Raw genomic sequence first — 12,184 nt, forward strand, 5'->3', positions numbered from 1 at the left:
AAATGGAGATTACACGAATTTCCGGATACCTGATGCGGGCGCTCATCGTGCTGCTCGTCGCCGGTATCGCCGTTGCACCCGTGCCGGGTGAGGAGCAGCAGGAGACGGATCTGTCTCTATTCCGGACGGACAATGATTCGTATCCCCTTGACCTGGATACGCTGATGGATGAGCGAGATAAACTGATTGAGAGTTACCAAAAAAGCGCAGACTTCACCGGGGCACCGATCGGATCTGGCGATCCGGTGATACCCGTCAACGCGACGATCGTTGCGTATGGGTTTTCGTTCGATAAGACCGGGATTCCTCATGAGATGATCGCTGTCTCGCAGGAGGGCACGGACATCGCGCAACTCCTTGAGAAGGCGAACCGGTGGTACAACGATACCGCCGTCAGTACCCCGGAGAGTGCTGTGAACGTATCCGGCGGGGATTGGGCCCTGATGGGGTCCGGTCGGTATTACTACGCGGCCGAACCCTACGGACTCATCGAACATAACTTTGAGACGTACCGGAATTCCAACGAAATGGACCCGGTCAGGGATTACTTTGCAATCAAGCAGATCTGGTCTATGGACCCCGGTTTTCATAGGTATCGCGAGCAGGGGAGCAAGTGGCTCAATGAACGGGGTCTCTCGTACATCGACTGGTCGGTGAGCAGTTTAGGCAACCCTGCCCTGCATGACTGGAACCCCAGCGGGACAACCACCGGGCCGACGACCGTCTCCATATCGTTCACGCCGATGCCGAAGTTCTCCGGGTCGTTCCTGAACTCCGTTACCATGAGTGATGAGAGCGACCCGGCTATCGAGCGGGCCGAGTGGGGTTATACATTCAATGGGCCGGATGTTAAGAACACCCTCCAGAGCTGGAGTCCGGGGAGCACGGTAAGCGTGGATGCATCTACCGCCAGCGGTCAGTACGACCTGGCGTATCTCTATGCGGAGGGTACGTTCATCGAACCGACCACATGGCCGTTCCACCGGTACTACTCCATTTCGACTTACTGGGATACGTGGATTATCTACTAGTGGACCGTTGCATCTAATATTTCACACACCATCGCCTCACGTGAGCACTGTTCGGTGTAGAGCCGCGAAGCCGCGGAGATTATTGCATCGATCCCGATGATCGGACTCTGTTCGATGCTCATCCCCCCTCATTGGAGGTGGGCGCGGGATCAGGATGTTCCCCGGTTCGTTCCAGACAGTGGACCGTGGGAGGTATCGCCTTTGGGGGTGGGACAGGGGAGGGGGAACTCCCCCTCCCCGCAGGAGGGTATCCGTACGTCTTTCTGGAGGTATGTTCGCAGTGGACCGTGGTGGCTATTCGCCCCGGGACCCAGGAATGACACTCCCCCAGGTTAGTATAGTGGTTACTCGGAATCGGGCCACTATTGACTGCTCCCCAATCTTTCGCGTGAGAGAGCAACCCCACACACCAGGAGCAGCAAAATAAGGTGTCCACTAGTCAACAAACAATTTTTTTGACGGTGGGATGGGAACAATGAGAAGGGGTAATCTGGTCCTCCTCACCGGGGCCTGATGACAGAAGCGGCAGCGGTGCGGAGATGTTCCCGGGCCCGGTGCCCTCCGCTCACCGCTGCAGCCGCAGCAGCCGCTCGCGGCATCTGTCTGCCTCGGCGGGGCGGTCGAGGCAGACGAGCGCCGTCGCCTTTCCTTTGAGCGTCTCGGCATCGTCGGGGTTCGCGGCAAGCGCCTGGTCGTAGCATTCGAGCGCTTCTTCAAAGCGTTCCAGGATCACGAGGGCGTTTCCCTTTGTGCTCCAGGCCTGAACCTTTGTGGGGTCGGCTTCGAGCGCCCGGGTGCAGCAGGCGACGGCCTCGCCGTAGCGCCCGAGGATGAAGAGCGCAAGGCCTTTGTTGTACCAGGCGTCCGCATTCTCCGGGTGGGCCAGGAGCTCCCGGTCGTAGCAGACGAGAGCCTGATCGTAGTGAGAAAGAACGGAGAGGACGTTTGCTTTGTTGCTCCAGACCCGGCGGTTCTCCGGGTCGATCTCGAGCGCCCGCTCGTAGCAGACGAGCGCCTTTTCATAGCGTTCGAGCCGGTAGAGTGCGTTTCCGTAGTTGTTCCAGGCAACGGCGTTCTCGGGGGCCGCCCGGACCACGGCCTGGTAGCAGGCGATCGCCGTCTCGTAATCCCCGAGGGCGTAGTAACCCTCTCCCCGATAGTAGCATGCGTCCGTGTGGTCGGCCCGGAGCCTGAGCGCCTGGTCGAAGCACTCTATCGCTTCCACGTAACGCTTTTGGGTGAAGAGAAGATGACCCTTCTGGTGCCAGATCTCCGCATCGACGGCGTTCTCCCTGAGCGCCCGGTCGAAGCAGGCGAGCGAGAGGCTGTAGCGCTTCAACGTCTTCAGCGCCGCGGCTTTATGATACCAGATCCCGGGATGGTCGGGATTGATCTGGAACGCCCGGTCGTAGCAGGAGATCGCCTCGTCATAGCGCCCCAGGTGGTGCAACGCCAGGCCGCGGTTGTACCAGGCATCGTCGTCGTCGGGGTGGAGGGCGAGGGCCCGGTCGAACGACCCGACCGCTTCTTCGTATCGCTGCAGCGCCGCAAGCGTGCATCCCCGGGTATGCCAGGTGTCGGCGTGGTCCGGGTCGATGGCGACGGTCCGGTCGTAGCACTCGAGCGCATCGCCGCACCGGCCGAGGAGGAGATGGACCGTCCCCTTGCTGTACCAGGCGTTTGTGTTCCCGGGATCGAGCGCGATGACCCGGTCGTAACAGTCGATGGCTGCGTCGTATCGGCGCCCGGTGGCAAGCGCCGTGCCCCGGGCGTTCCAGACCTCGATCCGGCCCGGCTCGAGGGCGATGACCCGGTCGTAGCAGTCGATAGCGTCGGTGGTTCGCCCGAGCTTTCTGAGGGCGTTTCCCCTGACGAACCAGGCATCCGCCGAGTCGGGGGCGAGTTCCACCGCCCGACCGCAGGAGCCGGCCGCCTCACGGTACTCCCGGAGATTGTAGAGCGCCTGTCCCCGGGCGAGCCAGAAGCGGGCGGAGGCCGGGTCGATCCTGACGGCCTGGTCGAAACACCCTGCGGCTTCCCGGTCGCGCCCGGCGGCGGTGAGGGCGAGCCCTTTGTGGTACCAGGCAGCGGTGTCGTCGGCATTCCGGGCAACCGCCCGGTCGTAGCATTCGACGGCCCGGTCGTACTGCCCCTGCTCGGCGTATGCCCGTCCCTTCCTGCACCAGGCCTCGGCGCTCTTCCAGGGGAGTTCCATTTCGTGAGTGATTGCCGTCCATAGGTAAAAAGGATTCGATAAAACACCCGAAAACCTTCTACGGTGAAGGAGAAACGTTCTCCTGAATCTTTTCCCGGGACAAAATTTTTCCGTGCGCGGAGTAAATTGGCAACGTATACATGCTCCGGGATCAAAATGAGGAACCAGAAGGGGCCGGTTGACGATGAAGAGGATGCGCGATATCCCGGACCGCGATCGCCCGCGTGAGAAGCTGGCGACGCGGGGGCCGCAGGCGCTCACCGATACCGAACTGATCGCTCTCCTCCTCGGGGGAGGAACAAAAGGCCGGGATGTCCGGGAGATCGCCGGCGGCGTCGAACGCTACCTGGAGAAGGCCGGAGGCAGCCCGTCATATGGTGACCTCCTTACGATCGAGGGGATCGGCCCGGCGAAAGCCTGCGAGATCATGGCCTGTTTCGAGCTCGGGCGGCGGTACCTCGGGGACGACGGCGTTTCGGGGTGCCGGATTGCTTGCCCCGAGGACGTCCTCCCGCTGGTCGCGGAATGGCGGGACAGGAAACAGGAGTATTTTCTTTGCATAACCCTCAGCGGCGCCGGCGAGGTGATAAAACGCCGGACCGTCACCGTCGGGACCCTGAACCAGAGCCTCGTCCACCCCCGGGAGGTCTTTGCCGAGGCGATCACCGACCGCGCCGCCTCGGTAATCCTGATCCACAACCACCCCTCGGGCACGCTCTCGCCCTCCACGCAGGACCTCGACGTCACCCGGCAACTCGTCGAAGCCGGGTCGATCCTCGGCATCCGGGTGCTCGACCACATCATCGTTACAAAGAAGGGCTACGTGAGCCTGAAGGAACTCGGGGAGATCTGACGCCCTCACACGCCCGCTGCACCGGGAGGACGCGACGCACAAAACGGACGAGGATTGCGGTGTCCTCTTATTCCGGTCATTTCTCACTTCGGGTTGCCCGGTTTACCGTTTTATAGAAGATTTTTGAAAAGAATAGGATCTGGATATATCGGCATCCCCCGAAAATGCTTCGTGAACGGTCATGGGCCGGGGATGCATGATTTGCGTCAGTTCTGTTCCCTATCGATCTCTCTGATGAGCTCCCGCATCTTTCCTTTATACTCAGGAGTGTCCATCATCTCGAATAGTTCCGTACGGAGGGTGCGTTTGAAATACTCCTCGTCAACGTAACGTATTACGGCGGTCTCAACAACGTCGGATATGTGCGGGTGCTGACCGCTGTCAACTAATTCCTGAGCCTGATCCAGTATACGCTGGGAAAGGCGCACATTAACCTGTTTTTTTCTTCGATTTTGATCGTGCATACTCCCGGCGCTACCATATGCGATGTTAAATCTCAAATAGCAAAGTAAACTATATGGGATGTATATGGGTTACAATTATATGTGAGCCATACTTACAGAGTATCATGAAACTGAAACGGGCGCCCGTTGAATCGACGCGACGCGCGATCAGAAGGATCTTCCCGGTTCGATGGTCGGCGCGCGGAACGACAGCAACACCGTCAATCACGGTCTACCGGTCCATTCTGTGGAGATCGACGACCTCGCCCTCCGCTTCCTCTCCGGAGATCGGTTCACCATCGCCCGGCGGTCCGATGTGCCGTTACTGCGGGGAGAATCGCCGTTCTTTTGGACGTTTCCGGGAATTCGCGCTCTCTGCGTCCCGAATTACTGGAAAAAGTATATAATCTCTCATCAGCTAAGGGTACACGAGGATACTATCATGAAAACTGGATTTCTCCGGGTGCTGCTCAGTCCCGGGAATTTTTTCGAGGAACGCATGCGGACCGAGCCGGGCCTGAAAGTGCCGGCGCTGATTGCGCTCGTCATCGGGGTGATCGGTGCGGTCTCGGCCGCACTGGCGACGAACCTGACCATCGGTATACTCCCCGCGGATATGCGGGCCTGGGGGGGATCATGGTGGCCGGCGTCGCGGTTGCTGCCGTCATTGGGGGTTTCCTCACGTGGATCGTCGTCGGCATCGTCTTCTACCTCATCTCGATGATCTTCAAGGGCAAAGGATCGCTCACCCGGACGCTGGAGTTCACGGGCTACGGGTTCCTGCCCCAGGTCTTCGGGAGCCTGATCGGGGTCGTTCTCTCCTACCAGATTCTCTCGGGCATCACGGTCCCGGCCGCAACGAGCCCTGAGGAGATCGTGGCCGTGACGGAGACCCTCACGGAGATGCTGGCGGCCGACCCCCTGACATCGGTCGCCACGCTCGTGACGGTCCTCTTCCTTCTCTGGAGCGCAAATATATGGATCTTCGGCATGAAATACGCACGGGGCCTCTCCACGCGGAACGCGGCCCTCACCGTCGGGATACCCGTGGGGCTCTACATCATCTCTCTACTTATCCCCCTTATCGGATGGCTGTAATATGAAACCACTTCATCTCTTTATCGTAGCACTCCTCTGCGCCGTTGCAGTGGTCGCCGGACCGGCACAGGCCGGACCGGCGGACATCACCGTGACCTCCTCCGCGACCGATCCCCCGGTCCTGATGAAAGGCGATACCGGGACGCTCACGGTGACGATCCAGAACAACGGTGCCGAATCGGTTGCCATCAAGAGCGCCCGGCTCTTTGGGAGCGGCGTGGTGGCGCTGAGCGACCCTTACCCCTCGGTCGGGGAGATAGGCGCCGGGAACGCGAAGACGTTCACCTTCACCGTCCGGGCGGACGGGGGAGAGGGGACGTTCTACCCTGTGTTCGTCCTTGACTTCCGCGACGGCGCCGGCAACCTCCGTTACCCGGTCCCGGTCCAGGTCGAGGACACCCCGCTCAGCGTCTCGGTGGTCGGAAAGCCGGACGCCTTCGCCGAAGGGCGGACGGCCGATATCACCGTCCGGGTCGGCAACCCCCGCCCGAACGCGGCGTCCGGCGTCCAGGTGATCCCGCAGGGAACCGGCTTTACCGCGACACCGAACGGCGGATTCATCGGCGCTCTCGCTGCCGACGGTTCTGCGACCGTTCTCTTTAATCTGACCCCTGCCGCTGAGACGGACGTCACTTTCCAGGTGACCTGGCGTAACGGCATCAACACCCACACGACCGACCTCGTTCTCCCGATCGCGTTCGGCGAGGATAAAAGGCAGGCCGACCCGGTCGTCACCAACATCGAGGTCACGCCCGTTGCCGGGGGCTACCGGGTCGTGGGCGACGTCATGAACGCCGGACTTGAGGCCGCACGGTCGGTGCTCGTCACCACCGGGGCGCCTGCGACGCCTACGGACCCGTTCCGGGTCTACGTTGTCGGGACGCTCGACCCCGACGACATCTCATCGTTCGAGGTGACTCTTCGGGCCGACGCGAACGCAACCGAGGTCCCGGTCGTCGTCGAGTACCGCGACGACGACGGCAACCGCTATACGACGACGACGATGGTCGAGGTCGGCGGTACGACGACGCCTCTTAAGGAGCAGAGCGGCGACGGCGGCCTCCCGGTAGCCGGCATCATCGTTGTCGTGCTTGTCGCGCTCGGGATAGGCGGGGCCATCTACTACTCCTGGAGACGGACGTAACGACGATGCCGGTCATCAGTTTCGATGCGGTCACGAAGGTCTATCCCCTCCCGGCCGGCGACGTCGTGGCGCTCGCCGGGATCGATCTCGCGATCGAGAAGGGCGAGTTCGTCCTGATCATGGGGCCGTCGGGGTCGGGGAAATCGACCCTCTTGAACATCATGGGATCGCTCGACGTCCCGACCTCGGGAGAGGTCACCATAGCGGGCAAGCGGATCAGCGGGATGGACGACGACGAACTGACCCTTCTCCGGCGTGACCACATCGGGTTTGTCTTCCAGCAGTTCAACCTCATTCCGCTGCTCTCGGTGGTCGAGAACGTCGAGTACCCGCTTATCCTGAAGGGCCGGCAGAACCGGTCCCGCGAGCGGGCCGAGGAGGTCCTCGCGGCGGTGGGGATCGCCGAGACGCATTTCACCCACAAACCCGGGGAACTCTCCGGCGGACAGCAGCAGCGCGTGGCGATAGCCCGGGCGCTCGTGAACGACCCGGACTTCCTCCTCTGCGACGAGCCGACCGGGAACCTGGACACAAAGACCGGGACCGCGATCATGGATCTCCTCGACCGGATGAACCGCGAGGAGGGCAAGACGGTCGCCATGGTCACCCACGACCCCCGGATGACGGAGTACGCCGACCGGACGATCCGGCTCGTCGACGGGAGGGTGGTAGAATGACCTTCTTCGACCTCGCCCGCCGGAACGTCAACCGCCACTGGCTCCGGTCGGTCCTTGCGATCCTCGGGATCGTCATCGGCGTCGTCGCGATCGCCACACTCGGCGTCATGGGCAACAGCATCGGCCTCATGTTCAACGACATGGTCACCGACGTCGGCGACACCCTCATCGTCTCTCCGGCGTCGGATTCGGGTACCACGAAACTCACCGAACGGCAGGTGGACGATATCGCCCGGGCAATCGGCTCCAACCGGATCATCCCGTACGCGAGCACCGTCGATAAGATAACCGTGGGCGATAAGGAGAGCGGCGCGATGATCTACGCGATGCCGGCCGAGGATCTTCCCTCTCTGCTCGAAGTTGAGTCGGGGGCCTACCCGAAGGGCACGGGCGCCGGGTGCTTGATCGGGAGCGAACTTGCCGCAAACAGCAAGGAAAACGGCCTGAAACTCGGTGCCCGGGTCAGGATCGGAGATGAAACCCTCCGTGTGGTGGGCGTGCTCAAGGAACGGGGGATGGGTTTCGACATCAACCCCGACTACGCCGTCATCGTACCTTATACCTGGTATTCAAGCCACTACGACGAGGATGAGTACGATCAGGCGATCGTGAAGGTCAAGGACGTCAACGACATCGACTCGGTCAAGGAATCGATCGAGCAGAAGATGAACCGGCGGGAGGATGTCGTCAACGTCATGGACACCCGGACAATTCTCGAGAGCATCTTTGCGGCGGCCGATTCGATCACGGTCTTCCTGATGGGTATCGGCGCGGTATCGCTCATCGTCGCCGGGGTCTCGATCCTGAACGTGATGCTGATGTCGGTGACCGAACGGATCAAGGAGATCGGTGTCCTGCGGAGCATCGGCACCCGCCGGAGCGAGGTGATGCGGATGTTCATCTACGAGGCCCTGATCCTCGGGGTTGTGGGCGCCGCTATCGGGGGGGTGCTCAGTTTCGGCACCGGCTACGTGATTACGGCGGTCATCGTCGAGAACGCAGACTACCTCTTCAACCCGGGGAGTCTCCTCTACATCGTCTTCGGGATGGCGTTCGGCGTCTTCACGAGCGTGGCCTCCGGCCTCTACCCGGCCTGGAAGGCGGCGCAACTAAACCCTATCCAGGCGCTGCGGCACGAGTGACGGCCTACCCCGCACACTTCTTTTTTTCTCGCTCGATCTCGTCACGGAGCGTTTCGGCGATATCCCGGGTCTCCGGGGGCGCGCCCGGGAGGAGGGTGAGGTACTCGTTCTCCCCTTCGGCGACGAGCAGGGCAACCGGCGTCAGGCTGACCGCTGCGGTTTCCTCTCCGTATACCGCGAGCGCTCTGATGATGGGGATGATGCACCGGCCGCCCGCCCTGCGGGCACCGCCGACGACGAGGCGGGTCTTCTCAGGCACCCGGAGCACCTCTTCCCGGGACCTGACGGAGCCGCTCTCTGACCGGTTTCTGGAGTAAAGCCTGCACGACCGGGATGATGATCAGGAGCGGGCGGCGGACCTGCATCCGGAGCGTGAGGGCGCCTTCGAAGACCCGGCGGTCGAAGACCGGGGTCAGCACGAAATCGATTGTCTCCGCCGGCCAGAGAGCGTATCGGGCGGCGGTATAGTAGCCGTAGACGACGCCGGTGTCGGCGGGGCTGTCGAGACCGAGGGTGACGTCGCCCCGGAGCGTCTCAAGATAGAGAGAGCGGTAGACGGCGGCGAGGACTTTTCGGATATGGGGCCAGAGGTCGCCGGCGGCGCCGAGGTAGTCCCGTACCGGTCGTGCAGGCCCCTGTTTTTCCGCCGTTTTCTCCTCTTTTTCCGGCTCTGTGGCCGCTATCGCCCGAAGGTCCCGGGTCATGACCCGACGGCCGGCGACGAGGACCTCGAGCACCTGCACCGCGTCGTCGACCCGGACCCGCGCTCCCACGATGCCCCAGGCTACGATTGCCGTCGCCCGGGCTCTCTCCCGCGTGCAGTCGGCGGCCGCCTCGACGATCACCGGGACCAGGTAGAGAGCAAGCAGGAGAGCGAGGATGACGGCGGCGACGACGAGCAGGATGGAGAAAAGAATGGCCGCGACCATGGAATGGAGGGAAGAGAGCCTTACGCCTCTTCTTCACCGCCGACCGGGATCTCCTTTCCTTCTTCCGAGACCCAGGGGGTCTTGCCCTTGCGCTGCATCATCGCCGAGCCTTTCTCGAACGCTTTTCCGATGTGCGGGCCGACCGTCTCCCCGAGTGCCGTGATGACCTCGGCGATCTCGCTCTTCTTCTTCAGCGACACCACCTGAATGCCCTCGGCGCCGGGGACGCCTTTGGTGACGACGATCAGGGCAACGGCCGATATGCCGCCTCCGCCGCCGGTCCCGGACCCGCCGTGCTGTCCTTCTTCCTTACGCCCTCCCATGCCTTCTCCGGCGCCGAACCCGAACCCGAACTCGGCGACAGGGATGATCACCCGTTCTCCGGCATCGACCGGGGCACCGAGGACCGCACTCGCGCAGAGCGTTCTTGCCAGTTGGTCGACGGTTATCTGGAGCATAGATTCGCCAGTCATGTTGTTCACCACACGTATTCCAATCTCCTGCCTCTTATATAATGGTTGGGGTTTCCGGCGTCCGCCGGGGGCCGGACGATGCCGACCTTAGAGTAGAAGGCGCCAGCCCACGGCCAGTGCGACGATGACGGCGAGGCCGAGGGCGGCAGCAAGCACCCGGCGGGCGTCGGGGCTCGTGAGCCGGGCGAGGGCGGACTCGAGTTCCTGCCGGTAGAGGCAGGCGAAGAGTCCGGCGATCACGAAGAAGAGGAGCCATTCGCTCGGCTGGGCAAGTTCCCGCAGGACTGAGTTCCAGAGGTAGTCTTTCGGGTAGTGGTGCTCCTGGAGCGGGCCGAGGAACGGCCAGAACCACTCGACGGGATGCCGCCACATCGAATCGAGGACCTGGTGGCTCGCCATGCCGGCGGCCAGCGCGAGGAGGCCGATTCTTTTGCGGTAGCGGTAGATGAGGAGGCTGGCGAGGGCGACCAGGGAAAGAACGGTGAGGCCGTGGCAATATATCCTGCCGTAGCCTACGGTTTCGGCGAGGACGATGTGCCCGAGGGGCTTGTCGATCAGGTCGGGGAGCACGCCCCCGAGTGCGCCGAAGGCGATAACCCGCCGGTCGCCGGCGATCGCCGCGAAGACGATCCCGATGAGAATTCCGGCCATGGCGTGGGCGAGGAGGTACATTTGCTATCCAGTAGCGGAGGATCGATATACTCTTTTTCCCGGGAGGGCGGGCCGGAGGGCCCGGGCCACCGCATTAATATGCTCATCAAAGTATACTGATGACACACAATGTATATATGTGCACAAGTACACCCTGATATATGCAGACGAAGATCCTCCTTGACGAGGGAGAGATGCCGAAACGGTGGTATAACATCCAGGCGGATCTCCCGACGCCCATGGACCCGGTCCTCCATCCGGCTACCGGGAAACCGGCAGCTCCCGACGACCTCCGCCACATCTTCCCGATGGAACTGATCCGGCAGGAGATGAGCACGGAGCGCTACATCGATATCCCCGGCGAAGTCCGCGATATCCTCACCCTCTGGAGACCGAGCCCCCTCTACCGGGCAAAGAGGCTCGAAGCGGCCTTAAAGACCCCGGCGAAGATCTACTACAAGTGGGAGGGCGTGAGCCCGCCGGGCTCGCATAAGCCCAACTCCGCCATCCCCCAGGCTTACTACAACCGTGAGGCGGGGATCGAGCGGCTGGCGACCGAGACCGGGGCGGGGCAGTGGGGCTCGTCGCTTGCGTTTGCAACGAGCCTCTTCGATATGGAGTGCACCGTCTACATGGTCCGGTCCTCGTACGACCAGAAGCCCTACCGCAAAAGCATGATGCAGGTCTACGGCGCCGAGTGCATCCCGAGCCCGTCGGATACGACCCGGTCCGGTCGGGCGGTGCTCGCCCGCGACCCGGAAACGCCGGGTTCCCTCGGGATCGCCATATCGGAGGCTGTCGAGGACGCCGCGAGCCATGAGAACACCAACTACGCGCTCGGCTCCGTCCTCAACCACGTCTGCCTCCACCAGACGATCATTGGCCAGGAGGCACGGCAGCAGCTCGCGACGGAGGACGTCTACCCCGACGTCGTGATCGGGTGCGTCGGCGGCGGCACCAACTTTGCCGGGCTCTCCTTCCCGTTCGCCGGCGAGAAAATGACCGGAAAGCATCCCGAGACCGATATCGTCGCGGTGGAGCCTGCCGCCTGCCCGACCCTGACGAAGGGGATCTACGCCTACGACTTCGGGGACGTCGCGGGGCTGACCCCGATCATGCGGATGTTCACCCTCGGCCACGATTTCGTCCCGCCGGCGATCCATGCCGGAGGGCTCCGCTACCACGGAATGTCGCCGCTCGTCTCCCGGCTCGTCCGTGACGGGGTCGTCCGGCCCGTCGCCTACCGTCAGAACGAGGTCTTCGACGCGGCCGTGACCTTCGCCCGGACGGAGGGGATCGTCGTCGCGCCCGAGGCCGCCCACGCGGTGAAAGCCGCGGTCGACGAGGCGCTCCGGTGCCGGGAGACCGGCGACGCGAAGGTGATCCTCTTCAACAACTCCGGGCACGGCAACTTCGACTTCTCTTCTTACGAGTCTTACTTCGCGGGGTCGCTTGTCGACTACGAATACCCGGTGGAGTTGATCCTGGAATCGCTCTCCCGGCTGCCGGTGGTGGCGAGGTGATGCCG

General features: G+C 62.5%; 13 protein-coding genes. 7 read left to right on the forward strand and 6 right to left on the reverse strand.

Annotated elements, in window-relative coordinates:
- Positions 1 to 2: 2 nt before the first annotated feature.
- Positions 3 to 1,031 carry a hypothetical protein gene (locus BRA42_RS05280; RefSeq protein ID WP_342770553.1) on the forward strand — a complete coding sequence of 343 codons (1,029 nt, stop codon included), beginning with the start codon at positions 3 to 5 and terminating at the stop codon, positions 1,029 to 1,031.
- A 565-nt stretch (positions 1,032 to 1,596) separates the two neighbouring features.
- Here BRA42_RS05280 and BRA42_RS05285 read toward each other — a convergent pair.
- Positions 1,597 to 3,246 carry a tetratricopeptide repeat protein gene (locus tag BRA42_RS05285; protein ID WP_342686001.1) on the reverse strand — a complete coding sequence of 550 codons (1,650 nt, stop codon included), beginning with the start codon at positions 3,244 to 3,246 and terminating at the stop codon, positions 1,597 to 1,599.
- A 184-nt stretch (positions 3,247 to 3,430) separates the two neighbouring features.
- On the opposite strand from BRA42_RS05285, the gene radC reads away from it, so the two are divergent.
- The gene (gene radC / locus BRA42_RS05290; RefSeq protein WP_342686000.1) at positions 3,431 to 4,099 is read left to right on the forward strand and encodes a RadC family protein; all 669 of its coding nucleotides are present in this window, start codon (positions 3,431 to 3,433) and stop codon (positions 4,097 to 4,099) included.
- Positions 4,100 to 4,305: 206 nt separating this feature from the next.
- Here the strand turns inward: radC and BRA42_RS05295 are convergent, their stop codons facing one another.
- Positions 4,306 to 4,599, reverse strand: coding sequence for a hypothetical protein (locus BRA42_RS05295; RefSeq protein WP_292409934.1), 294 nt, complete (start codon positions 4,597 to 4,599; stop codon positions 4,306 to 4,308).
- Between the two features lie 579 nt (positions 4,600 to 5,178).
- Between BRA42_RS05295 and BRA42_RS05300 the strand changes: the two genes are divergently transcribed.
- The 4 genes from BRA42_RS05300 to BRA42_RS05315 are packed head-to-tail and all read left to right on the forward strand — an operon-like array spanning position 5,179 to position 8,603.
- The gene (locus BRA42_RS05300; protein ID WP_342770552.1) at positions 5,179 to 5,640 is read left to right on the forward strand and encodes a YIP1 family protein; all 462 of its coding nucleotides are present in this window, start codon (positions 5,179 to 5,181) and stop codon (positions 5,638 to 5,640) included.
- Position 5,641: 1 nt separating this feature from the next.
- Positions 5,642 to 6,784 carry a COG1361 S-layer family protein gene (locus BRA42_RS05305; RefSeq protein WP_292409930.1) on the forward strand — a complete coding sequence of 381 codons (1,143 nt, stop codon included), beginning with the start codon at positions 5,642 to 5,644 and terminating at the stop codon, positions 6,782 to 6,784.
- 5 nt (positions 6,785 to 6,789) lie between these two features.
- Positions 6,790 to 7,461, forward strand: coding sequence for an ABC transporter ATP-binding protein (locus tag BRA42_RS05310; protein WP_292409928.1), 672 nt, complete (start codon positions 6,790 to 6,792; stop codon positions 7,459 to 7,461).
- Positions 7,458 to 8,603: an ABC transporter permease gene (locus BRA42_RS05315; RefSeq protein ID WP_292409926.1), complete on the forward strand. Its 1,146-nt coding sequence runs from the start codon at positions 7,458 to 7,460 to the stop codon at positions 8,601 to 8,603. The genes BRA42_RS05310 and BRA42_RS05315 overlap by 4 nt, the downstream gene beginning before the upstream one ends.
- A gap of 4 nt (positions 8,604 to 8,607) precedes the next feature.
- Here the strand turns inward: BRA42_RS05315 and BRA42_RS05320 are convergent, their stop codons facing one another.
- The 4 genes from BRA42_RS05320 to BRA42_RS05335 all read right to left on the reverse strand — a co-directional run bounded on the left by BRA42_RS05320 (position 8,608) and on the right by BRA42_RS05335 (position 10,677).
- Entirely contained in the window at positions 8,608 to 8,862 is a 255-nt protein-coding gene (locus BRA42_RS05320; protein ID WP_292409924.1) for a hypothetical protein, read from the reverse strand.
- Positions 8,855 to 9,532 carry a DUF2953 domain-containing protein gene (locus BRA42_RS05325; protein ID WP_292409921.1) on the reverse strand — a complete coding sequence of 226 codons (678 nt, stop codon included), beginning with the start codon at positions 9,530 to 9,532 and terminating at the stop codon, positions 8,855 to 8,857. The genes BRA42_RS05320 and BRA42_RS05325 overlap by 8 nt, the downstream gene beginning before the upstream one ends.
- A gap of 20 nt (positions 9,533 to 9,552) precedes the next feature.
- Entirely contained in the window at positions 9,553 to 10,005 is a 453-nt protein-coding gene (locus BRA42_RS05330; protein WP_292409919.1) for a spore germination protein GerW family protein, read from the reverse strand.
- An 87-nt stretch (positions 10,006 to 10,092) separates the two neighbouring features.
- The gene (locus tag BRA42_RS05335; RefSeq protein ID WP_292409918.1) at positions 10,093 to 10,677 is read right to left on the reverse strand and encodes a metal-dependent hydrolase; all 585 of its coding nucleotides are present in this window, start codon (positions 10,675 to 10,677) and stop codon (positions 10,093 to 10,095) included.
- Between the two features lie 140 nt (positions 10,678 to 10,817).
- Here BRA42_RS05335 and BRA42_RS05340 point away from each other — a divergent pair, with 140 nt between their 5' ends.
- Positions 10,818 to 12,179, forward strand: coding sequence for a TrpB-like pyridoxal phosphate-dependent enzyme (locus BRA42_RS05340; protein WP_292409916.1), 1,362 nt, complete (start codon positions 10,818 to 10,820; stop codon positions 12,177 to 12,179).
- Positions 12,180 to 12,184: the final 5 nt, after the last annotated feature.

Origin of the sequence: Methanoculleus sp. UBA374 (assembly GCA_002508705.1) — an archaeon.
GTDB lineage: Archaea > Halobacteriota > Methanomicrobia > Methanomicrobiales > Methanoculleaceae > Methanoculleus > Methanoculleus palmolei.